The organism is Paenibacillus sp. MAHUQ-63 (genome assembly GCF_028765165.1).
Taxonomy (GTDB): Bacteria; Bacillota; Bacilli; order Paenibacillales; family NBRC-103111; genus Paenibacillus_E.
Window position 1 is genome coordinate 130756 of record NZ_JARADB010000007.1, and the last position, 22593, is coordinate 153348.

Here is a 22593-nt window from a genome sequence, read left to right on the forward strand (position 1 = left end):
AGTTTTTTTTGACCCATTCACAGAAAGAAATGCAAGAACAGCAGCGAACCAGCGAAAACCGTAACGGCAACGACGATGGAGAGCGTCAAGACGAAGCGCGCTTTGAAGATCGAGAGCATCATGAGCGTGCTCTTGACGTCGATCATCGGGCCGAACACGAGGAAGGCCAGCAGGGAGCCCGGCGAGAACGTTCTGGCGAAGGAGGCCGCTACGAAAGCATCCGTTGTGGAGCACAGGGAAAGCAGGTAGGCGAAGCCCATCATGAAGACGTGTGAGACAAGGGTTCCTTGACCGATGGCGGACAAGCTGTCTTGGGCGACGAAGGTTTGGATCAGTGCCGTCAGGAAGGCGCCGAGCATCAGGTACTTGCTCATCTCGATCAGCTCGGAAGTGCCGTGGCTGAGCATGGTCGCCAATCGGCTGTCGCCGTGGGCGTGGTGATGACCGTGGTGGTCATGATGATGGTCGTGACTGTGGTTATGACTGTGGTTATGGCTGTGGTTATGAATGTGGTTGTGGGAGTGTTCATGAGGATGGCTAAGGGTATGGTTATGAGCATGATCGTGATCGTGATCGTCGTGATTGTGATTGTGATCATGAACGTGCACGGCATGGCGCAAAGGGTTGCTCTTCAGGAACCGTGTGAGGAGAAGTCCCACGACAAGTGCCACGCCGAAGGTAAGTCCCATGCGCGAATACGCCATCTCCGGCTCGCCGCGGAATGCCATGAAGGTCGAAGCGAACACGATCGGATTCAGAATCGGTCCGACGAGAATGAAGATGACGGCGATGTAGACCGGCATGCCTTTGCGCATCAGGCGGCGAACGAAAGGAATCATGCCGCATTCACAGAGCGGGAACATGATGCCGAGCACGCAGGCGAACAGAATGCCGCCGAGCGGGTGTTTGGGCGTCAATCTCCGAATGTATCCCTCGGGAATGAAGTTCTCCACGACGGTGGACAGGATGACGCCCATGAGCATGAAGGGCAGGGCATCCAGGAAGATGTCCATGAAGGAGGCAAAAACAAGCTTCGTATCATACAGAAGCACCCCCGCTTGCGGAAGCTCTCTCGTCGTCACGATGAGGTAGAGGAGAAGTACACAAATCAAAGTGGAGATGGGAAGGCTCCACCGGTATAGTGTTGATGACAATTCGTCGACACCCCTTTTTCCGGATAATATCTATACCTATGTCCATGCCGGGCTATATAGGACAAAGACCTCGGTTGACAATCCAAAGTCAAGGTGTATAATAATAGAAAATCAATTAGCGATGACAGGAACAAGTACATTTGTCTCCCGTTTCTCAGAGAGCCGGTGGTTGGTGCGAACCGGTGAAACGAACAAATCGAATGGATCCTTGAGCTTGAGGCTGAACACAGCATAGGAATCGCCGGAACCTAGGCCGGAATGAAGTCCTGCGCTGACAAGTATGCCGAACGGCTGCTCTCCGTTACAAGAGCCTGAAGGTCTTGGCGGCTGAAGTGCCCCAATGACAAATTAGGGTGGTACCACGGTCTCTCGTCCCTTGCGGGGAGAGGCCTTTTTGTTGTTTTTTTAGATTGATCAAGTTGATGTAGACGATGGAGGGACTCTCGATGAAACGAGTATTATCAGGTATGCAATCCAGCGGACAGCTGACAATCGGCAACTATATCGGGGCGCTGCGCAATTATGTGAAGCTTCAGCACTTGCACCGCTGCTATTTCATGGTCGTGGATATGCACGCCATTACCGTACCGCAGGACCCTGCGGCGCTGAAGGAACAGACGGAATCTATCGCTGCGCTGTACATTGCGGCGGGGTTAGACCCGAATAAAGCATCCATCTTCCTGCAATCCCACGTTCCGGCGCACGCGGAGCTCGGCTGGATTATGACGACGTTGACGCATATGGGAGAGCTGGAGCGGATGACCCAGTTCAAAGACAAGTCGGAGGGCAAAGATTCCGTAGGAGCAGGTCTCTTCACGTATCCTTCCTTGATGGCGGCGGACATCCTGCTGTACAATGCCGATCTTATCCCGGTTGGTGACGATCAGAAGCAGCATTTGGAGCTGACGCGCGATTTGGCGAACCGGTTCAACAACCGTTTCGGGGAAATGTTCGTGATGCCACAGCCGTATATGCCTGAAATTGGCGCCAGAATCATGTCCTTGGATGATGCTTCGAAGAAAATGAGCAAGAGCTCTCCGAACGCAGGCAGCTACATTGCGATGCTGGACGATCCGTCTGTGATCCGCAAGAAGCTGAGCCGTGCCGTTACCGATTCGGGCCGCGAAGTGAAATATGATCCGCAGAACAAGCCGGAAGTGAGCAATCTGATTTCGATCTACTCGCACTTTGCCGAGATGAGCGTCGCTGAGATCGAAGCCAAGTACGACGGGCAGGGCTATGGTCCCTTCAAGAAGGATCTGGCGGAACAGGTTGTTGCTGTCCTGGAGCCGATTCAACAGCGTTACCAAGAAATTCGCCGTTCGGGAGAAGTCTTCGATATTTTGAGAAAAGGCGCGCGGGAAGCCGCTGAGGTGGCTAACGAAACGCTGCTTGAAGTGAAGAAACGGATGGGCTTTGTAGTCTTGTAGTCTAAGATCAAAGGCCGGTTGACATTGGCTAAGCAGCACAAAAAAGGAATGGGCGTTGATGCCCATTCCTTTTTGCGTATGCATTGTTGGTGATATCCGGTGACGTTACGGCCGGGAATTTTTTTTGCGGATCTTCGCTTTGACGGCGAAGCCGTAGCCGATGAATATTAGCGAAATGATCGCGCAAACGAGAACCATCCAAGGCTGCCGAAGGGCGATAAATAGTGAAATGGAAGCCAGCAGCAGCGTGCCGATGACAGCGAATAGAAGTGCGAGCGGTTTACTCATGAACGTGACCTACTTTCTAGAAGTTGCGTCCGTGAAGACGGCGTATTCGATGATCCTTGTTTTATTTTAAACTTTTTTACCCGTTGTGCATATAAATTGATTTCCTCCACATACTATCATTGCAAGCTTGCAAATACATCAAAGATCATAGCTGACTGAAAGGAGTCTGATCCTTATGGCACAAAATCGTAGCAGCAACACACTAGTGGTTCCTCAAGCGAACCAAGCGTTAGACCAACTGAAATACGAGGTAGCTCAAGAACTGGGCATCCAAATTCCTCAAGACGGCTACTATGGATACATGGCAACACGCGATACCGGCGCAATCGGTGGTCACATCACTCGTCGTCTGGTGCAAATCGCAGAGCAAACGCTGGCTGGACAATCCGGCTTCCGCGGTTAGTCTCACATTGAACTTTGTCCCGATCCAGGACATATAAAGCTCGGAGGTCTAAAAAGCCTCCGGGCTTTTGTCATTGTTACGCCCACTAAAAAGACGCGCCGGCAATGGCGCGTCCCTTCTTTTTAGTACAGATCAACACGCAGCTTCTTCTCGAGCCTGGAATCGTTGACCCAGCCGACATAGGAATCCAACGTTTCGTAATTGTGATCCATGAGGATGACTCCGACGAACGGATACTGCTTGCGATGGCGGTAGCGGACATCGGCCCATCTTACTTCGTAGCCCCAACGGTGCTCTTTGACCTCTGCGCAGGTGAAGGATGAGAAATAAAGCAGCGCTTTAATATCTTCATGCTTCTTGGAGGCTTCGATAGCCGGATGCTCCTCGCATTTAATTGTATCCAACCACCGGAGCTTTGAATTTTTCAATTCGCCCAGCTGATACGTGCCGTCCGCTCTTCGTTTGACGACGTTCCATACATAGAGGTTGAATGTTACAATCAGTGTGTAATGGTCCCCTGGCTGATAGGTCGGATCTTTGCGATAAAGCCCTTTCTCTACGATGTAATGGTCGAGTGTACGCCAGATGTAGTATAAGGCGATGATGCCATACAAGGTCGGGAAGACAAGCTTGGGACTGGCAATGTGGAAAGACCACATGAAGATGGCCGCGATATGGCTTGAGAAAATAAAGGGATCGAAGATGTGAATAATGTTCCACGACACCCATTTCTCAGAGAACGGCCGAATCGCTTGTGTACCATATGTGTTGAAGCAATCGCTGAATACGTGAAAACAAACCGCAATCCCGACCCACATCGCCAGGTGCAGCAGTGGGATTCCGTGGAAGAAGAGCGCGAGCGCGCCGGTGATGAGCAGCGTCCAAATGAGTAATGCCGGCAAAGAGTGAGAGCGACCTCGATGATTGCGAATGTACGTAGCGTTGCCTTTGAAGCGCAGCAGCCCGTCCACATCCGGAATCTGTGACCCGACAACGGTGCCGATGAAGACAGCAGTGGTCGTCGCCGAATCCGCGGAAACGCTGGGATCGATCTGCGACAGTCCTGCTAACCCTAAGCCAATAACAAGATGCGTACCTGTGTCCAAGTGGGTTTCTCCTCCTAAGCGTTTTCCATAGGAAAACCGATTTCGTTAACGTGCGCCCAGCAAGTTATCAAAGTGGCAATATTGGAACATAAGCATGGGCGCTGTTTCCTACTTCTTATTAGTTTACCATTTTGGAGCAAAAAATAAATCAGAGGGAGATCTAAAAATGTCCATTGTTTTTGTAGAGTATGCCATAAAAGCCGAATTCCGGGAGCCTTTCCTCATCTATATGCAGGAGTGGCAAGGGCGGGAAGGGCGTTTGGAGGTGCTGGAAGGAACGGACCAGCCGGGACTTTTTGTAGAAATTTGGAAAGGCATTCATCATGAGGAGTATATCGTTATGAAGGAAGAGAGGCTCAGGGGACCGGGGGATGAGCAAGCGCCATGGGATGCATGGATCGAAGGGGGACTTCGCAAGCTGCATATGTGGCATTTCTCGCCGGTTGCCCGGACATGAAGAAAACCGCCGGCTCCGTTGGAGCTAGCGGTTTATTCGGGATATGGCTGATTATCTTCTTTGGGCGTATGGATAGTAGTAATTCAGCTCTTCGTCGAACGTGATGTAGTCCAGATTCACCATGAGCAGCAGGAAGCGCATACCGGTTGCCGGATCACTGATGATGATATGGTCGCGTCCTGCGGCCTCCAATTTCCCTTTGAAAATTTTGGCGTTCCATTCGGAGTTGTTCTCGTATGTCATGTACAAAGTAGCCATTTTCCCAAGGTTCAAACGGAGAATGTTCTCGATGTAGGATTCTTCCATTTGAAGACCAGGGATGTTCACACCCGTCTGTAAACCTGTTCCCGGTGGGGGAACCATGGACCCGGCCGGCTGCTGGGGAACCACTTTGTTCGGAATTGCTGTCGGAACCGGGTAAGCAGGGTAAGGCGTGCCCCCGAATGATGGCATTTGCGCTTGATTGCCAATTTTGTAAGGGTTATTCAACATAACTGTAAAATCCTCCTTGAAGCTTTCCTTGTGGAAGCTTTCTTCTTAGTGAAGCATACACCTCATCATATTGTGCTTTCGCCTATTTGGTGACTGCATTTACCGGCTTTCGGCAAAATAAAAAAAGCTCCCGTAAGGAGCATTAATTCAGTACGAATTTATATCCGACTCCCCAAACGGTTTTGATATACTTCGGTTCTTTGGGGTCGGTTTCTATTTTTTTGCGAAGGTTTGCGATATGTACGTCGATGGCGCGCTCCGTTACATAGGTATCGAACCCGCGAACCCGGTTCAGCAGTTCTTCGCGGCTGTAAACGCGTCCTTGATTTTGCCATAGCAGCTTCATAATCTCGAATTCGGAGAAGGTCGTCTCAATCATTTTGTTATGTACAAACAGGCATCGCTTCTCAAGATCCAGGTGGACGACTGGATTCACCGCCGTATCCGCCTTGGCTGCGGCCACCGGGGCGAAGGCGGCGGAGCGGCGAAGCAGGGCTTGTACCCTTGCAGCCAACTCTCTCATGGAAAAAGGCTTGCATAAGTAGTCGTCGGCACCGGTCTGCAGTCCCTTGATCCGGTCGGACACTTCGCTTTTGGCGGAAACCATCAGAATCGGTATCGTAGAAGACGCTCGGAAGTAGGTACACAGCTGGATCCCGTCCACATCCGGCAGCATGATATCAAGAACGATACAATCGGGATTGAAATCACGGAACAGAGTCTCGCCCTGACGGCCGTTCTCGGCGCGCATGACTTGGTATCCTTCTTCGTACAAATAAATGGACATCATTTCACCAATGCTATAATCGTCTTCAATAATTAAAACTTTAGACATAAACGTTCCCCTCCTTTTCCTTTCAAAAGGTTCGGTGCTCGATATGCCGGACGCAACATTCGATCCTATAGGTAACATGTTAACATCATCCATTTTGTGCCGTCCAGTTTTTAAAGTGAATTAGTGCCGATTACAGAGAAAAAGGAAGCTGGATGGCAGTTGACTTCTAACGGAGGTTAGGTCAATTGATCCAGCTTCCTGTATTAGGTTGAGCATTCGCTTGTAAAATCATACGGTTAAATGCTTTCTGACTTGATCTTCGCTGAGCTGCTCGGCATGGCCTTCGGCGGCGACGGTGCCCCGGTCGATGACATAGTAATAATCTGCGATGCCGGTTGCGAATTCAAGGCTTTGCTCGACGAGAAGCACGGCGATTTCCCTGCTTCGTTTAATGCTTTCGATAATCGCTTCAATCTCCATCACAATCGAAGGCTGTATGCCTTCCATCGGCTCATCGAGCAGCAAGAGCTTGGGGCCGGAGGCCATCGCCCGAGCAATCGCAAGCTGCTGCTGCTGACCGCCGCTGAGATCGCCGCCTTTGCGGTGAAGCATTTGCCGGAGAACCGGGAACGTGTCGAAGAGCGAATCGGGCAGCTTCTTTCTCCGGTCTGCGGCGGCTTCGAGGCCGAGCAGCAGGTTCTCTTCGACCGTAAGCTGCGGGAAGATTTCGCGGCCTTGCGGGACGTAGCCGATGCCGGCTCTGGCGCGCTGATCCGGCGAGTAAGCCGTGATATCGCGCTCATTGTAATGAATACGGCCTGCCTTAGGCTTAATGAGGCCCATGATGCTCTTCATCAGCGTTGACTTGCCTACGCCGTTACGACCCATGAGACAGACGATCTGTCCGGGCTTTACGAGCAAATCGACATGCCGGATGACCATGCTCTCGCCATAGCCGGCTTCTATATGCTGCAGGTTAAGCACCTCGTTCCACTCTCCTTCCCAGATAAACCTCGGCGACTTTCTCGTCATGTTGAATATCCGCCATCGTGCCTTCGCGCAGGACGGTGCCTTCATGAAGCACCGTTACCGTTCTCGCGAACCGGCGCACGAAATCCATATCGTGCTCGACGACGATAATCGTTTGGCTCGCCGCGATTTCATGGAGCAGCTCTCCGGTCTTCTCGGTTTCGCTGTCGGTCATGCCGGCGGCCGGCTCGTCGAGCAGCAGAAGATCCGGCTCCTGCATGAGCAGCATGCCGATTTCGAGCCACTGCTTCTCGCCGTGGGAGAGCGCGCCTGCGCGCTCCTTGGCCTTGTTCTGCAGGCCGATCATACCCAGCCGCTCATGCAGGCGATCCCGTTGCTCGCTGGTCGTTTTGGCCCACAGGGCGCTGAGAAGACCGCGCTTCTGCTTCATGGAGAGGGCCAAATTCTCAAATACGGTCAGCGTCGAGAAGACGGAGGGAGCTTGGAACTTGCGTCCGATGCCTAATTGAGCGATTTGGTGCTCCTGGTATTTGCTTAAGTCGATCGAATCTTTGAAGTGTACATGACCTTGCGAAGGCTTGACTTTCCCGCATATGACATCCAGGAGCGTCGTTTTCCCTGCGCCATTGGGTCCGATGAGAAAACGGAGTTCCCCGTATGCCAAGGAAAAGTCCAGATTGCGCAAGGCTTTAAAACCGTCGAAGCTCACTTCAAGTCCTTGTACGCTCAGGATGCTGTCGCCGGGTACAGGTTGAGGCACTGCTAATTGTCCAAGCATGGGAGGTTCCTCCTTCTTCATTTCAAACCATGATTTCGTTAGCCGGCTTCTTGCGAGGAAGAGATCGGCTGAGGAAGCACGGGCTTCTTCCAGTGGGATGTATAATGCGCAATCGTGCCGACAATGCCTTTGGGAAGCAGCAGCACGACGATGATGAACATGGCTCCGAGCATGATCGGCCACCAAGCCGGATAGGCTTCGCTGAACGTTGTTTTGGCGCTGTTCGTGACCAGCGCGCCGAGAACGGCGCCTCCGATCGTGGACCGCCCGCCGATGGCCACCCAGAGAACCATCTCGATCGATGGCACAATGCCCATCTGTGCAGGGGAGATAATGCCTTCCTGAAGCACGAAGAGCACGCCAGCCAGCCCGGCTAACCCGGCGGAGACACAGTAAATGGACACCTTGTACGTGACCGGGTTGTAGCCGATGAAGCGAACGCGGTTCTCGCCGTCGCGGATGGCGGTGAGAATATTTCCCAAGCGGCTCGTGACCAGGAAACTGCATAAGACGAGAACGACGGCGACAGCCGCCAGCGTGACATAGAAGAGGATTAGCTTCGTCGATGGCGATTGCAGGTTGAGGCCAAGGAACGAATCGAAGTTCGTCAGTCCGTTCGTTCCGCCTGTGTAACCTTGCTGGCCGACGAACAGCGTTACCGTAATGATGACCAGCGCTTGCGAGAGGATGGAGAAGAAGGCGCCTTTGATCCGGTTGCGGAATGTCAAATAGCCCAAAACGAAAGCGAGCAGCATAGGAACGAGGAGAGCAAGCAGGAAAGCTGCGGCAGCGGAGTGAAACGGCTGCCAGAACCAGGGCAGGCTCTCGACGCCGCTCCATGACATGAAGTCGGGCAGCTGGTCGCCGCTCGCGGCGAGCTTCAGGTGCATCGCCATGCAGTAGCCGCCGAGTCCGAAGTATACGCCGTGGCCAAGGCTAAGGATGCCGGTGTAGCCCCAGATCAGATCAATGCCGATGGCGATGATGGCATAGGCGAGAAACTTGCCGAGCAGCGACAGGCGGAATTCGGACAAAAACAATGGAGCTAGCGCCAGCGCCGCTAGAAAAACGGTATAAACCGTCAGTTTGATCTTGGAGTGTCCGGCTAAGAGCATGGAAGACGCCACTTCCTTTCTTCAGTCTAGAGATCTTGAGCGGATCGTCACAAGGCCCATCGGCTTCCATTGCAGGAAGGCGATGATGAGGGTGAAAACAAGCACTTTGCCAAGCGTTGCGCTAGTGGAATATTCCAGCGCCGTGTTGAACACGCCGATGCCGAGAGCGCCGGCCACCGTCCCGATCAGTTTCCCGATGCCGCCGAGAACGACGACCATGAAGGCATCCACGATGTAGTAGGTGCCTATCGTAGGGCCGATCGGTCCGAGGAGTGTCAGCGCGCAGCCGGCGATACCGGCCATGGCGGAGCCGAAGGCGAAGGACTGCGCATCGACCCGGCGCGTGGAGATGCCGAGGCAAGCAGCCATTTCGCGATTTTGCATAACGGCTCTCATTCGTCTGCCGCCTGAGGAATGATACAAGTACATGTAGATGACGAGAATGCATAGAGCAACCAGCGCGATAATGAAGAGGCGCTTATAAGGAAGAATCAGATCGGCCGTCAGGTGAAGGCCGCCTTCGAGCCATTCCGGCGCTTTAACGGCAACGTTGGGCGCGCCGAAGATAGAGCGGGCCACCTGCTGCAGCGCCAGGCTTACGCCCCACGTCGCCAGCAAGCTGTCCAGCGGCCGGCCGTACATGAAGCGGATGAGGCAAACCTCGAGCAGCCAGCCGACTGCGAAGGCTACCGCGAAGGCGACGCCCAGCGAGACGATGAAATACCAGCCGAAGGCGGAAGCCGGCAGTAGCTTCTGGAACCACTGTTGGACCAGATAGGCCATGTAGGCTCCAATCATGATGAACTCGCCGTGGGCCATGTTCATCACGTTCATCAGGCCGAACGTAATGGCCAGCCCTATGGCGATGAGCAGCAGGATGGAGCTGAGGCTTAGGCCGTTGAACAATTGAAGCAGCAGCAGACTCATGGCTTGACTTCCCTCCCCAGTTATTCCCGAGTAAATGATGAAACCCAGGACTGCCTTGGGGGCAGCCTGGTTTCCGTGGCGGGATGCAGGTTATTTTTTGGTCACTTCGGCGCCCCAAGGATAGGTCTTGAGGAACGGATCGGGCGTAAGGGCCTGACCGGAGTTCCAGATTTCCTTGATCAACCCGTCGCCGCCGATCTGGCCGATGCGCGCAACTTTGGAAATGTGCTGATTCTCGCCGTTGATCGTCACCTTCCCTTCCGGAGCGTTCCACTCGATGCCCTTGGCGGCGGCTTTCACTTTCTCCACGTCGAAGGAGCCGGCTTTCTTCACAGCTTCCGCCCATAGATATACGGCGGTGTACCCGGCTTCGATCGGATCGTCGGTGACGCGGTCTTTGCCGTATTTAGCCTTATAAGCTTCCACGAATTTCTTGTTCTCCGGCGTATCCGTAGTTTGATAATAGTTCCAAGCGGTATAGTGGCCTTCCAGCACGGACGCGCCGATGCCGCGAACCTCTTCCTCCGCGATACTGACCGACATGGTCGTCAGATCCTTGGCGGTGATGCCTGCGTCCTTCAACTGCTTGAAGAAGGCTACGTTGCTGTCGCCGTTCAATGTGTTGAAGACGACGTCCGGCTTCTCTTTTTTGATTTTGCTGATGATCGTGTTGTAATCGGTATGCCCGAGAGGCGTGTATTCTTCGGCTACGAGCGTTCCGCCTTCCGCCTTCAACTGCTCTTTGATGATTTTGTTGGCCGTTCTGGGGAACACGTAATCGGAGCCCAAGAGGTAGAACTTCTTGCCTTTGTTTTGGAGAAGCCATGTAACGGCGGGGATGATTTGCTGATTCGTGGTGGCGCCTACATAGAAGATGTTAGGAGAGGATTCTACGCCTTCATACTGCACCGGGTACCATAGCAACCCTTTGTTTTGCTCGACGACCGGTAGCACGGCTTTGCGGCTTGCGGATGTCCAGCATCCGAAGATCGTCACGACGCTGTCCTTTTGCAATAATTTTTTGGTTTTCTCTGCAAAAGTGGGCCAGTCGGATGCACCGTCTTCAATGACAGGCTTAAGCTTTTTGCCTAAAAGCCCCCCCGCTGCATTAATTTCATCGATGGCCATCAGCTCGGCATCCCGCACCGAAACTTCGCTTATGGACATGGTGCCTGTCAGAGAGTGAAGAATGCCAACGGGTACGGTCTCTTCCTTCGTATCCGCTTTGGCTTCTGCCGCCTTCGCAGCGACGGGTGCCGTTGACGCGGTGGATGCCGCAGGCTCGGACTTGGCACAGCCGGCTGCGACCATCATCAAGGCCATGCTTAACGCGACTGTGAGCTTCCCTTTGTTTCTTATCTCTCTCATTGTCCCCACTCCCTTGTTTACAAGATTTGGATTACATGGCTTATGATAAAGTGGGTAAAAGCTGAATGTCAATATACATGACATTAATTGGATCTATTTTTGGTTTTGGCACAAAAAACGAATCGCCATTTGTAAAAAGAATCTAAAACGCATAAAAAAGGAGAGATTTTCAGCTCGTTTATGTCATATTATATAACATATAAGATTTACATCCAGGTCATACCCGAATATAATAAGTGTAAAGGATTCCCATTATTCGGTTTTTGAAGAGGTGATGATGTGCATTTAACAGAGCGAGAGAAAGAGAAGCTGCTGATCACGGTAGCGGCAGACCTGGCGCGGCGCAGATTGGCCAGAGGCGTCAAGCTGAATTATCCCGAGAGCATCGCGCTGATCACATCCGAAATTATGGAAGGCGCAAGAGACGGGTTGACGGTTGCCGAGCTCATGGCGTTCGGTACGACGATTTTGAAAGCGGAGCAGGTCATGGAAGGCGTGCCGCAAATGATTCACGAGGTTCAAGTGGAGGCGACATTTCCGGATGGCACCAAGCTGGTGACCGTGCACGAGCCTATCGCTTAGTGAAATGAAGCATAATCGGGAGGGGCGAGAAGATGATTCCAGGCGAGTATCGGACGAAGCAGGGTGTTATTGAACTGAACGCAGGCCGGCAGAAGGCGGACATCATAGTCACGAACACGGGAGACCGCCCTGTACAGGTGGGATCGCATTATCATTTCTTCGAAGTCAACCGGGCACTGGCGTTTCCGAGGGAGCTTGCCTTCGGCATGCGCCTCGACATTCCCGCAGGGACGGCCGTCCGGTTCGAGCCCGGGGAACAGAAGCCGGTTCGGCTCGTCGAACTGGGCGGGGCCAAGTTGTCGTACGGCCTCAATCATTTGAGCCGTGGACTAGCGGTGAAAGATCAGCTGCCGGAGGAGACGAAGGCCAGATGGCGGGCATGGGAGGGAGAGCGGGAATGAGTCAAATCGACCGTAAGAGCTACGCGCTGATGTTCGGGCCTACGACCGGCGATGCCATCCGGCTCGCCGACACGGAGCTTTGGGCGCAGATTGAACATGATTACACGGTTTATGGCGATGAATGCAAGTTCGGCGGAGGGAAGGTCATCCGCGACGGGATGGGGCAATCCAGCGGAGCGACCCGTGATCAAGGCGTGTTGGATACGCTGATCACGAATGCCGTCATTATCGATCATTGGGGCATCGTGAAAGGGGATATCGGCATCCGTGACGGTCATATCGTCGGGATCGGCAAAGCGGGCAACCCCGATATCATGGACGGCGTGCATCCCGACCTGGTCGTTGGAGTGAGCACGGAAGTCATCGCCGGTGAAGGCAAGATTGTTACGGCCGGCGGCATCGATGCCCATATTCATTATATATGCCCGCAGCAAATTGAAACGGCCCTTTCCTCCGGCGTGACGACGATGATTGGTGGAGGTACGGGTCCGGCGACAGGCACGAATGCGACAACATGCACACCCGGCGCCTGGCATATGCAGCGGATGCTGGAAGCGGCGGAAGCGTTCCCGATGAATTTGGGCTTTACCGGCAAAGGGAACGCCTCCTTCCTAGCTCCGTTAATCGAGCAGATCGAAGCCGGCGCTATCGGGCTTAAGCTGCACGAAGACTGGGGGACGACGCCGGCGGCGATCGATACCTGTCTCGAAGCGGCTGACCAATATGACGTTCAGGTTGCGATTCATACGGACACATTGAATGAAGCCGGATTTCTGGAGGATACGCTGGCGGCGATCAAAGGGCGAACGATTCATACGTATCATACGGAAGGGGCGGGAGGCGGGCATGCGCCGGACATCATTCGCGCAGCCGCCGAACCTAATGTGCTGCCATCCTCAACCAACCCGACCCGGCCGTATACGATCAATACGATCGAAGAGCATTTGGATATGTTGATGGTATGTCACCATCTGGACAGCCGAATACCTGAGGATGTAGCGTTTGCGGATTCGCGGATTCGGCCGGAGACGATTGCCGCCGAGGATATTTTGCACGATATGGGCGTATTCTCCATGATCAGCTCGGATTCCCAAGCCATGGGACGGGTAGGCGAGGTGATCATCCGCACGTGGCAAACGGCGGATAAGATGAAGAAACAGCGCGGCCCGCTGGCGCCCGATACGGAAGAAGGCGACAATTACCGCATCAAGCGGTACATTGCCAAGTACACGATCAACCCGGCGATTACGCATGGCGTCTCGCATGTGGTCGGTTCGATCGAGCCCGGCAAATTCGCCGATCTGGTCGTTTGGAGCCCGATGTTCTTCGGGGTCAAGCCGGATCTGGTGCTGAAAGGCGGCAGTATCGCTTACGCGCAGATGGGCGATCCGAACGCCTCGATCCCGACGCCGCAGCCCGTCTTCGGCCGGCCTATGTTTGCGGCTTACGGGAAAGCCTTGACGCAGAGCTCGATAACGTTCGTATCCCGGAGCGCATACGACAACGGGATTGCGCAGAAGCTCGGCCTACAGAAGCGGATTGAGCCGGTTCATGGCTGCCGGGCCGTAACGAAGAAAGACATGATTCATAATAACGGCACGCCGGCTATTGAAGTGAATCCGGAAACCTATGAAGTGAAGGTAGCTGGAGAAGCGATTACGTGCGAGCCGGCAGCGAAGCTGCCGATGGCGCAATTATATTTTCTATTCTAGACAGTGCGGGTGATGGCAGATGAACTGGCTTGCTTACCAGCAGCTGTTGGATTCGGCTCTGCCGATCGGGGGATTCTCCCATTCCTTCGGATTGGAAACGCTCGTCCAGCAGGGGCGGTTAACGACCGTCGATGAGCTTGAAGCTTATATCGGAACGATGCTGAGGAACAGCTGGGCGTCATCCGACGCCATGGTCATTAAAGCGGCCTATGTGCACATCCCGGCAGGAGAGTGGGAGCAGCTGTGGGCCATCGACCATATGCTGCACGTGCAGCGGGCCTCCAGCGAGGCCAGAAGCGGCGTGCAGAAGATGGGACGCAGGCTGCTGCAGCTGGCGCGTTCGATGTATCCCGGATTGGACTGGACGCCACTGGAAGAAGCGGTGAAAGCCGGCCGCTGCAGCGCGAGCCATCCGGCCGTTCACGGATGGGTCGGCTATCACCTCGGCGTGCCGCTGGATCAAGCCGCCGAAGGATATTTGTACGGCTGCGTCATGACGTGCATCAACAGCGCCCTCCGGCTCATGTCGATGGGGCAGACCCAGGGGCAGATGCTGCTCGCGAAAGTGATTCCGCTGATCGGCAGCGAATGGCAAAGGGTGGCGCAGCTGGACCCATGGGAGGCTTATACGAACGTACCCTCGGCCGATATGGCCATGATGCAGCATGAGACGTTATATTCGCGATTATTCATGTCTTAATTCATCGAGGGGCTTATGTCTTAATTCATCGAGGGGCTTAAAGGTTAATGCCCCAAACTATTCATAGGAGGAATGGCTATGTGTCAAGGACAAGGTCATCATCACCATCACTGGGAGAAACCGTCCGTGGATCGGAGCCGTCCGATGCGTATCGGCATCGGAGGACCCGTCGGATCCGGGAAAACGGCTTTAGTGGAACGTCTGGCTCGCAAGCTGAACAGCCGGTACAGCATCGCGGTAATCACGAACGATATTTATACGAAGGAAGACGCCCGCATTCTCATCAGCTCGGAGGCGCTGGCGGAAGACCGCATCATCGGCGTGGAAACCGGCGGCTGCCCGCATACCGCCATTCGCGAGGACGCTTCGATGAATTTCGAGGCGATTGAGGAGCTGGAGCAGCGGTTCGAGCATCTCGACCTGATCTTCATCGAGAGCGGCGGGGATAACTTGGCGGCGGCGTTTTCTCCGGAGCTGGTGGATCGCTTCATCTATATTATCGACGTTGCCCAAGGGGAGAAAATCCCGCGCAAAGGCGGCCCCGGCATTATGCGCTCGGATATGCTGATCATTAACAAAATCGATCTGGCCCCGTTCGTCGGCGCCAGCTTGGAAGTGATGGATGCCGATACGAAGAAGATGCGCGGGGATCGTCCCTATATTTTCTCTAATCTGATGGGCGGTACAGGTCTGAACGAGATCGTGTCATGGGTGGAACACGAGATTAATCATGCCTAAGCGGACCGGGGAGATTGCTGCGGCATTCGCCGTGCGCGGCGGCCTCACGCAGCCCGTTCACAGGTATCACGCCTCCCCGCTCAAAATCGCCAAGACGTTCCGTTACGAGAACGGTACGTTCGATAGCCTGCAGCCCATGGATCAGTTGGGCGTCTACATGATGGACTGCTCTCCGGGACTCATGGCAGGAGATCATTATGACATTCACGTGCGCCTTGAAGAGGGGGCACGCGTCTTCCTAACGAACCAATCGTTCACGAAGGTTCATCCCTCGCTGCCGGAGCAAGGCAGCTCGCAGCGCCAATCGCTGCAGGTTGAAGCAGGCGCGCTGCTGGAATACATCCCGGAGCCCCTGATGCTGTACAAGGATGCCCGTCTGGCTGCGGAAACCGAGATTCATCTGCAGCCGGGCGCGGTCGTCATCTATTCGGACGTTCTCTGTCCGGGTCGAACGCAGCGCGGCGAAATCTTCCAATACGAGAGCTATGCCAATCGCATGAAGGTGTGGCACGGCTCGGAGCTGATTTATTATCAGCATCAAAGAATCGAGCCCCGAGGCATGGAGCTGTCCGCTCCGGGCTGCTGGGAGCGGGATACGCACCTCGGCAATCTGTACGTCTTCTCCGATCGATTGGAGCAGCGCCATCTCGACGGCTTGCTGGCCAGTCTGGCGAAGATCGAGGGGCTCGAAGAGGTGCGTGCAGGGGCAAGCTTGACCTACAAACACGGGTTGATCGTCACTGTTATGGGAAGGCATGCCTGGAAGCTCCAGCTTGTGCTGGCGCAGGCCTGGCAGGCATTGCGCCGCAGCTTGCTTTCATTAACCCCGTTAATGGTGAATAAGTAGACGCGAGAGAGGAGCCGATAGGCTCCTTTTTGCATTGGGAGAGAATGGCAGGCCAATTTTCCACGCATACTGGCAGGAGAATCGACAAAATCATGACATTTGACCCCTACTTGATTGTCAAACGGTGTACGGGTTGGTATGATGAATGTGTTCATCCTACAAAAAGCCCGGAATTTCGATATAGAGGAGGTCAATGAGTGGACAATCAAGCTAGTCTGTCAAATAGTTCGCCACAAGGCACTGTCGGGAACGAATCCGTGGATACAAGCCATAAACCGGCAGCGGCAGAGCCTGTGACGTTGAAAGATTTTTACCGCTTGGTGAAGCCAGGCATTATTTATTCCAATTTAATGACCGCATTTGCCGGTTATTGGATGGCGGCACGCTGGGACGTTACATGGACCCACTTGCTGTTCACGATGCTCGGTACAGCGCTGGTCATGGCCGGCGGAACTGTGCTGAACAATTACTTGGACCGCGAGATGGACGCCAAGATGGAACGGACGCAGAACAGAGCGCTGCCTAGCGGAAGACTCGGGCCGAACGTGGTCTTGTGGTACGGCATTATTTTGGGGACGATCGGACTTGCCGTTCTGTATTTCGGTGCCGATTCACCGCTCGCTACGCTCGTCGGTTTGATCGGGCTGTTCCTGTACGTTTGGCTCTACACGGCCTGGTTCAAAAGAACGTCGGTATGGAGCACATTCGTCGGCGCATTCTCCGGCGCAACGCCGCCGGTGATCGGCTACTGCGCGGTTAGCGGTACGATCGATCTGGGAGCGATTCTCGTATTCTTGTTCTTGTTCCTGTGGCAGCCGCCGCACTTCTGGGCGCTCGGTATTCGCCGCATGGAGGAATATCGCGCAGCGGGCTTCCCGCTGTTGCCGGTCGTCAAAGGGTCGTATGTGACCAAAATCTCCATGGTGCGTTACGTCGTCTTGCTGGTACCGGTTACAGTGATGCTCACGGCATACGGTTATGAAGGTTATCTCTTCTTGTTCGGATCTACGATTCTCGGATTGATTTGGGTGTTCATGAGCGTGAAAGGCTTCAAAGCAACCGGCGAGGCTGAAGTGCAATGGGCGAAGCGCATGTTTCTTTACTCCATTATGTATCTAACGCTGCTGTCGTTACTTATGGTGATCGATACAGTGAAGATTAGCTAGAATTGAGGACTGATAATAACGATGAGCACTTTCTTTGAGAAAAACTGGTTCAAACTGGCGCTTGGCGCTATTTTGATTGCAATGATCGTTTCCTTCGCCTATAAGCTTTGGGTGAACGGCAGCGAGCCGGACCAGCGCTTGACCGCGATGAAGCAATCACCTGCTTTCTCGCTGCAGGACTTGGACGGCAACACCGTGAATTCCGCAGATACCGACGGCAAAGTGAGACTTGTCTACTTTTTCTATTCGTTCTGCCCGGACGTATGTATGCCTACGACGTTTCTGCTGACACAGGTGCAGGACGAATTGAAGAAAAAAGAGCTGTTCGGCACGAAGGCCGAAATGATCTCCATTACCGTCGACCCGAATCGCGATACGCCGGCGGTGCTCAAAGAGTTCGGAAGCAAGTTCGAATCGAAGCCTGATCCGAGCGGCTGGATGTTCCTTCGCGGTGAAGAGGCGAAGACGCATAAGCTGGCAGAGGATTTCGGCATCATGGTCATCAAAGAGAAAGACGGCAACTTCTCGCACTCCAATGCGATTCTGCTGGTCGACAAAAAAGGGAAATTGCGCAACTACTACGATGCAAGCAATCCGGAGCTGGATGCGGATCACATCGTTAAAGACGTGGTTACGCTCTCCAAAGAGAAATAATAGCTATTCAAAAGCAGGATCTGTTGAGGGGTATATAAGATACTCTTCCAGACCTGCTTTTTCTAATTGTTGAATCAAGTACTCCTCAGGCGTTCCTTCGACACCGGCGTATCCTTTGCGGGTATAGATTTGTTCGGCGTCCGGGAAGGTGTCGCGGAGCAGGTAGCGAATTTTTTTGCCGGATGAATCGTTGTCGGTGAACAAAAAGACCGGTTTATCGCCAACTTTTTTCCGCAGATCCTCCAGCGTCTGAGAGCTTGGCGTCCCGAAGGTGCACAAGATTTGGACACTGTCATCCACAACGCGTTTTAAACGGGATTTGTCGTTTTTACCTTCTACGATGATAGCGATCGACATAGGGTTCCTCCATCACGTTTTTTTTGTAGTATAACCCGTTTTGCCGCGCGATCCAAGGCAACCGTTCGACGCATGGACGAAATAGCCGCCGACATTTCCCGGGAAATGACAGAGATTGACAGCGCAAATAACGGCTTGAGGAGCTCAAGCCGCCATCGTGAAGACGTGCTATGTCGTAACGGGAGATTTGAAGGTGCGTAAAGGCAAGAGGGAAAGAGCCAGCATGAGAATGAAGAAGGCGATGAAGTAGGAGGATATGTGGTCGCGCAGCTGTCCGGCCACCATCGGGCCGATAAAAGCACCGACGGAGTAAGAGATGGACAGCAGGGAGAAGACGCGCCCGTACCGGTTGCTGCTGGTGATGCCGGCAAGCAGGGCGGCCAAGGCCGGATAGATGACTCCTTTGGCCATCCCGATCAGGAAGAGGGAAACCGGCAGCGGAACCGGCCACTCAATGGCAAGTCCGAAAAATACAACGGCGAGCGCTAAGCTGCCGCAGACGGTGCGGATGAACGGCGCTACTTTATTCAAGAACCAGAACGAAATGCTCAGGAGAGCGCCAAGACTGATTAATGTGAAAAAGACGCCGGACGTCAGAATCGACTCCCGGGCGGATTGCATCAGCGGCAGTTCGAAGAAGAGAATGCCCTGCGAGCAGGATAGCGCCATGGGAATCAGGAAAAACAGCCATGGAACCGACAAGCCAGCAGGCAGCTCGGCTTCGCTCTGCAGCATGCCGTGCCCGTGGTGATCCATAGCCGGAAGTTGGCCGGAGGATGGACCTGCCAGCCGCTTCTCTCTCACGCCGAAGATGGCCAGCACGCCGGTAACGATCAAGATCCAGCCCAAGACGGAGAAAGCTGTCGTAAAACCGATTTTGGCGACCAGAATGGCGCCCGCAGCCGGAGATACGACGGAAGCCAGCGTATGGACGAGGCCGTTGCCCGCCATCAGTTTGCTCTGCTGAATATGGTCTTTGGCCATTCGGGCCAAAAGCGACAAGCAGGCCGGAGACAGGAAGGCAAGTACGAATCCGCTGATCGAGCGGATGTAAAGCAAGTGCCACGGATCCTCGACGGTGGATTGAAAAAGCAAGATGATCCCTGCTACAATCAGGCTAAAGACAATGAAAAATTTACTCCCGTATTTGTCCACGCCGTAACCGGCAAGGAGATTGCCGGGTAAGTGCGTAATCGAGTAGACGCCCATAATTAGCCCTATAAAGGAAGGAGCCGCTCCCAAGGATAAGGCGAACGGAGAAAGAATCGGGTACTGTGCGTGCAAATCGAAAAACGCTACAAACATAAAAAGATACAACCATAGGGCTGTTCGCATGTTCTCACCGCCTCGATGTTTTAGTCTTGTCTCTTGTTAAGATGTACGCCGCTCGTCCGATGGATATGACCGTTCCATGCAATTGACACAATTTCGGTTTGGAGGATGTTATGGACGCCTATGTAATCCTTTTGCTTGCTTGTGCAGCTGTATTCCTCGTATTCCGGTTGAGGCAGTCCTTTCGCAAAACGCGGGAGAGAATTGACAAAACGGAGGAAATTCAGCGCAAGCTGGCTGCTTTAAGGAAAAAAAGAGATGAAGACTAGCGATTGCCTGTAGTATGATAGGGGAGATCTTTTTGGATAAATAGGAGGGGTAAGCGTTGGATCAGTGGATTTCATTTGCACAGGATCGTTGGTATTTGCTAGTTGCAGCTGTCATTGTGTTATTCATCGTCATCGGGATCGTCAAAACCGTGGTGAAATGGGTTGTCGTTATCGCAGTTGTAGGCGCTCTGCTCGTTTATGGCGCAAGTTATAAGGATAAAATAAAGGATATTGGGGCAAGCGTTGTCACTCAGGTTGGGGACGAAGTGAAAGACAAAGCGGTCTCCACGTTGACAGCGGAAGCGAAAGAGGCGCAGTTCAAAGCCAATCCGGACGGTTCCTTCATCATCACGACGAAAAGCTTGAAAGTGGAGGGCAAGGCCGGCACGGACGAAGTGCAGGTCACGTTCCTCGGTAAAACATTTAAAATGAATGCGAATGCAGCGCTTAACGCATTCATCGAACAAGCGAAGAAAAACGCCGGCTAAGCGGCAGGAGGGTGAGTGCGTATGGCGGATATGTCGTGGTTTCAAATGAATTCCATCAATTTAATATCCATTGTGATCGTGCTCACTTTCGCCGGCTCCGTCGTTCAAGGATTCTTCCGCGGCGGCTCAGGCTCTGCCAAGCATCTGCTCTCCATGCTCGTGGAGGCGGTTGTCGTCATTGCCTCTGTGCTTATCGCCTGGAAAATGGTGGGGCTTGTCTCGCCCGTCATCCAAACATGGCTGAAAGAGCAGAATCTGCAGGTGCCTTCCGTAGAAATCAGCAGCCTCCAGCAAGCTTATTATACGGCGATGACAAGCGTTCGCGACTTCCCGCTGCTGCGGTTCGGCGTGCTGTTCCTGATCGGCTATATGATGGTGAAATTGGCGCTGAATTTGCTGGTTGATCCGCTGATGGGCGGATGGCTGGCCCGTCGCGACCCTTACCGGGAACGCGGCAATTCGGTCCTCTCCTCCCTGTCCGGAGGGGTGATCGGTTCCGTTGCCGGCATCGCGCGGGCGCTAATTCTGATCGCCGTTTTATTCATCTATGTGACCTTATTCCCGCACTCCTTGGTCACGCCATATATTGAATCTTCCCAGATGTATCAGAAAGGGGCGAAGGAAGTCATCTCCCCCTTCACCGGAGATTTCATCGCGGACAAGGTGCCCGTGTTCACCCGGGCGGTAGAGCAGGAATTTACGAATATTTTACAGCGTAAATATGAAGTGCTGGACGCGAAAGTTCCCGGCAATATCGTCGATGCGGCCAAAGAAGTGACTGCTATCGGAAAGACGGATGAAGAGAAAGCCAAGCTGTTGTACCAATGGGTCGGCAGCCGGGTTAAGTATGATTGGGATAAAGTGAAGCTGTATGAAGAACAGCGGATCTGGAAGGAGCAGACGCCGGAGGATACGTTCAATACCCGCGAAGGCGTATGTATCGATTATTCGAGGCTGTATGCCCAGATGGCCAGAGCGGTAGGCCTGGATGTGAAAGTCGTCACGGGCCTCGGCTATGACGGGCAAGGCAGTTACGGTCCGCACGCGTGGAATGAGGTTTACTTGAAAGAATCTAACCAATGGGTTCCTCTTGACTCGACATGGGTGTCCAGCGGCGGCAATTGGTTCAATCCGCCGAACTTTGACCAAACGCATATTAGAGACGCATAGAAGCTGCAAGCCTTTCCTTCGATGACGAAGGGAGGGCTTTTTCTTTAGGGGCAACCGCCGCTGCAGGAAAAACATGGAGGTTTGCAGAGGTTTTTCTCATCCAATAGTAAATGTGGTAAACTAAAAGGGTGTGATTTTGTTAAGGAGATAAAGGAGTCATGATGAGGAAATCATTGAATGAGTACGAGATGATTTACTTGGATGCCGGGGATACGCTGTTGACGATTCCCGCCGCCCAAACCATATTGAAGCAATATTTGCAGCTGCGTTCCGTGGAGCGGGACGAGGCGCATATCAGTGAACTATTCACGGAAGCTTTCCGTCTATTTTATTATGTTAATAAACAGGACAACTTCGTGGCATGCACGCCGGAGTCGGATCGCGAGTTCTGGGTCCATCTATATCAATACGTGCTGCATAAGCTGGGCATTCACGAGGAATGGACAGAGGAACAGATCTTCCAGTGCTGCCACGAGCTGTACGAAATTTATACGGCGCCCGAATACTATGAGCTGTTTGCCGATGTGAAGCCATTCCTGAAGGCGCTGCAGGACCGGGGCTTCCGAATCGGCATCGTCAGCAATTTCGCGCCTACACTGCAAGCGATCCTGGAGGACAAGGATATCCTGCATTATTTCGATCCGGTCATCGTCTCGACGGAGGTCGGTTTGGAGAAGCCGGACCCGGCGATTTTCAAGCTTGCCCTGGAGCGGGCGGGGGTGGCGGCACGAGATGTCCTGTATGTCGGGGATCACGAAACGAACGATATTTGGGCGCCGGGTCAAGTCGGCATCGATGCGGTTCGCATTCTTCGTTACGATTACCATTCCGGGGAAGGCATCCGTTCCCTGTTGGAGCTTTTGGATGAACAACAAGCTATTGTGTAAGAAAGGA

26 protein-coding genes and 1 other annotated feature are annotated in these 22593 nt (G+C 53.5%); of the genes, 14 read left to right on the forward strand and 12 right to left on the reverse strand.

The window, feature by feature from the left end:
- Positions 1 to 17: 17 nt before the first annotated feature.
- Positions 18 to 1154: a permease gene (locus tag PUT07_RS29700; protein WP_274472399.1), complete on the reverse strand. Its 1137-nt coding sequence runs from the start codon at positions 1152 to 1154 to the stop codon at positions 18 to 20.
- Positions 1155 to 1266: 112 nt separating this feature from the next.
- Positions 1267 to 1534, forward strand: a binding site (T-box leader).
- Between the two features lie 66 nt (positions 1535 to 1600).
- Here PUT07_RS29700 and trpS point away from each other — a divergent pair.
- Entirely contained in the window at positions 1601 to 2584 is a 984-nt protein-coding gene (gene trpS / locus PUT07_RS29705) for a tryptophan--tRNA ligase (RefSeq protein ID WP_274472400.1), read from the forward strand.
- Between the two features lie 105 nt (positions 2585 to 2689).
- Here trpS and PUT07_RS29710 read toward each other — a convergent pair whose 3' ends face one another.
- Positions 2690 to 2872, reverse strand: coding sequence for a DUF5325 family protein (locus PUT07_RS29710; RefSeq protein ID WP_274472401.1), 183 nt, complete (start codon positions 2870 to 2872; stop codon positions 2690 to 2692).
- A gap of 175 nt (positions 2873 to 3047) precedes the next feature.
- Between PUT07_RS29710 and PUT07_RS29715 the strand changes: the two genes are divergently transcribed.
- Positions 3048 to 3275, forward strand: coding sequence for a small, acid-soluble spore protein, alpha/beta type (locus PUT07_RS29715; protein ID WP_379240940.1), 228 nt, complete (start codon positions 3048 to 3050; stop codon positions 3273 to 3275).
- Positions 3276 to 3397: 122 nt separating this feature from the next.
- On the opposite strand, the gene PUT07_RS29720 is transcribed toward PUT07_RS29715, so the two are convergent.
- The gene (locus PUT07_RS29720; RefSeq protein WP_274472402.1) at positions 3398 to 4381 is read right to left on the reverse strand and encodes a metal-dependent hydrolase; all 984 of its coding nucleotides are present in this window, start codon (positions 4379 to 4381) and stop codon (positions 3398 to 3400) included.
- A gap of 166 nt (positions 4382 to 4547) precedes the next feature.
- On the opposite strand from PUT07_RS29720, the gene PUT07_RS29725 reads away from it, so the two are divergent.
- Positions 4548 to 4838, forward strand: coding sequence for a hypothetical protein (locus tag PUT07_RS29725; protein ID WP_274472403.1), 291 nt, complete (start codon positions 4548 to 4550; stop codon positions 4836 to 4838).
- A 51-nt stretch (positions 4839 to 4889) separates the two neighbouring features.
- Here PUT07_RS29725 and gerQ read toward each other — a convergent pair whose 3' ends face one another.
- From gerQ to urtA, 7 genes are all read right to left on the reverse strand, one after another.
- On the reverse strand, positions 4890 to 5330 hold the full coding sequence (gerQ, locus tag PUT07_RS29730) for a spore coat protein GerQ (protein WP_274472404.1): 441 nt from the start codon (positions 5328 to 5330) through the stop codon (positions 4890 to 4892).
- Positions 5331 to 5472: 142 nt separating this feature from the next.
- Complete coding sequence (locus PUT07_RS29735; RefSeq protein ID WP_274472405.1) at positions 5473 to 6165, reverse strand: response regulator transcription factor; 693 nt, start codon at positions 6163 to 6165, stop codon at positions 5473 to 5475.
- A 228-nt stretch (positions 6166 to 6393) separates the two neighbouring features.
- Entirely contained in the window at positions 6394 to 7137 is a 744-nt protein-coding gene (gene urtE, locus PUT07_RS29740; protein ID WP_274472406.1) for an urea ABC transporter ATP-binding subunit UrtE, read from the reverse strand.
- Positions 7082 to 7873 carry an urea ABC transporter ATP-binding protein UrtD gene (urtD, locus tag PUT07_RS29745; protein WP_274472407.1) on the reverse strand — a complete coding sequence of 264 codons (792 nt, stop codon included), beginning with the start codon at positions 7871 to 7873 and terminating at the stop codon, positions 7082 to 7084. Before urtD ends, urtE begins: the two co-directional genes overlap by 56 nt.
- A 38-nt stretch (positions 7874 to 7911) precedes the next feature.
- Positions 7912 to 8988 carry an urea ABC transporter permease subunit UrtC gene (gene urtC / locus PUT07_RS29750; protein ID WP_274472408.1) on the reverse strand — a complete coding sequence of 359 codons (1077 nt, stop codon included), beginning with the start codon at positions 8986 to 8988 and terminating at the stop codon, positions 7912 to 7914.
- A 21-nt stretch (positions 8989 to 9009) separates the two neighbouring features.
- Complete coding sequence (gene urtB, locus PUT07_RS29755) at positions 9010 to 9915, reverse strand: urea ABC transporter permease subunit UrtB (RefSeq protein WP_274472409.1); 906 nt, start codon at positions 9913 to 9915, stop codon at positions 9010 to 9012.
- Positions 9916 to 10005: 90 nt separating this feature from the next.
- Complete coding sequence (gene urtA, locus PUT07_RS29760; protein WP_274472410.1) at positions 10006 to 11283, reverse strand: urea ABC transporter substrate-binding protein; 1278 nt, start codon at positions 11281 to 11283, stop codon at positions 10006 to 10008.
- 279 nt (positions 11284 to 11562) lie between these two features.
- Between urtA and PUT07_RS29765 the strand changes: the two genes are divergently transcribed.
- The 8 genes from PUT07_RS29765 to PUT07_RS29800 all read left to right on the forward strand — a co-directional run bounded on the left by PUT07_RS29765 (position 11563) and on the right by PUT07_RS29800 (position 18083).
- The gene (locus tag PUT07_RS29765) at positions 11563 to 11865 is read left to right on the forward strand and encodes an urease subunit gamma (protein WP_274472411.1); all 303 of its coding nucleotides are present in this window, start codon (positions 11563 to 11565) and stop codon (positions 11863 to 11865) included.
- A 32-nt stretch (positions 11866 to 11897) separates the two neighbouring features.
- Positions 11898 to 12266, forward strand: coding sequence for an urease subunit beta (locus PUT07_RS29770; protein ID WP_274472412.1), 369 nt, complete (start codon positions 11898 to 11900; stop codon positions 12264 to 12266).
- Entirely contained in the window at positions 12263 to 13978 is a 1716-nt protein-coding gene (ureC, locus tag PUT07_RS29775) for an urease subunit alpha (protein ID WP_274472413.1), read from the forward strand. The genes PUT07_RS29770 and ureC overlap by 4 nt, the downstream gene beginning before the upstream one ends.
- Before the next feature lie 19 nt (positions 13979 to 13997).
- Positions 13998 to 14678: an urease accessory protein UreF gene (locus PUT07_RS29780; RefSeq protein WP_274472414.1), complete on the forward strand. Its 681-nt coding sequence runs from the start codon at positions 13998 to 14000 to the stop codon at positions 14676 to 14678.
- 78 nt (positions 14679 to 14756) lie between these two features.
- Positions 14757 to 15416, forward strand: a complete 660-nt coding sequence (gene ureG, locus PUT07_RS29785; protein WP_274472415.1) for an urease accessory protein UreG — start codon at positions 14757 to 14759, stop codon at positions 15414 to 15416.
- Entirely contained in the window at positions 15409 to 16263 is an 855-nt protein-coding gene (locus PUT07_RS29790; RefSeq protein ID WP_274472416.1) for an urease accessory protein UreD, read from the forward strand. Before ureG ends, PUT07_RS29790 begins: the two co-directional genes overlap by 8 nt.
- Positions 16264 to 16460: 197 nt before the next feature.
- Positions 16461 to 17429, forward strand: a complete 969-nt coding sequence (cyoE, locus tag PUT07_RS29795) for a heme o synthase (protein ID WP_274472417.1) — start codon at positions 16461 to 16463, stop codon at positions 17427 to 17429.
- A gap of 21 nt (positions 17430 to 17450) precedes the next feature.
- Positions 17451 to 18083, forward strand: a complete 633-nt coding sequence (locus PUT07_RS29800) for an SCO family protein (RefSeq protein WP_274472418.1) — start codon at positions 17451 to 17453, stop codon at positions 18081 to 18083.
- A 3-nt stretch (positions 18084 to 18086) separates the two neighbouring features.
- Here the strand turns inward: PUT07_RS29800 and PUT07_RS29805 are convergent, their stop codons facing one another.
- Both PUT07_RS29805 and PUT07_RS29810 read right to left on the reverse strand, forming a co-directional pair.
- Positions 18087 to 18440, reverse strand: a complete 354-nt coding sequence (locus PUT07_RS29805) for a toprim domain-containing protein (RefSeq protein ID WP_274472419.1) — start codon at positions 18438 to 18440, stop codon at positions 18087 to 18089.
- 168 nt (positions 18441 to 18608) lie between these two features.
- Positions 18609 to 19775 carry an MFS transporter gene (locus tag PUT07_RS29810; RefSeq protein ID WP_274472420.1) on the reverse strand — a complete coding sequence of 389 codons (1167 nt, stop codon included), beginning with the start codon at positions 19773 to 19775 and terminating at the stop codon, positions 18609 to 18611.
- A 322-nt stretch (positions 19776 to 20097) separates the two neighbouring features.
- Between PUT07_RS29810 and PUT07_RS29815 the strand changes: the two genes are divergently transcribed.
- The 3 genes from PUT07_RS29815 (at position 20098) to PUT07_RS29825 (ending at position 22586) form a co-directional block, all read left to right on the forward strand.
- Positions 20098 to 20529, forward strand: a complete 432-nt coding sequence (locus PUT07_RS29815) for a hypothetical protein (RefSeq protein WP_274472421.1) — start codon at positions 20098 to 20100, stop codon at positions 20527 to 20529.
- Between the two features lie 21 nt (positions 20530 to 20550).
- Positions 20551 to 21699: a transglutaminase domain-containing protein gene (locus PUT07_RS29820; RefSeq protein WP_379240950.1), complete on the forward strand. Its 1149-nt coding sequence runs from the start codon at positions 20551 to 20553 to the stop codon at positions 21697 to 21699.
- A 158-nt stretch (positions 21700 to 21857) separates the two neighbouring features.
- A complete protein-coding gene (locus PUT07_RS29825) occupies positions 21858 to 22586 on the forward strand; it encodes an HAD-IA family hydrolase (protein WP_274472422.1) in 729 nt (242 codons plus the stop codon).
- Positions 22587 to 22593 lie beyond the last annotated feature (7 nt).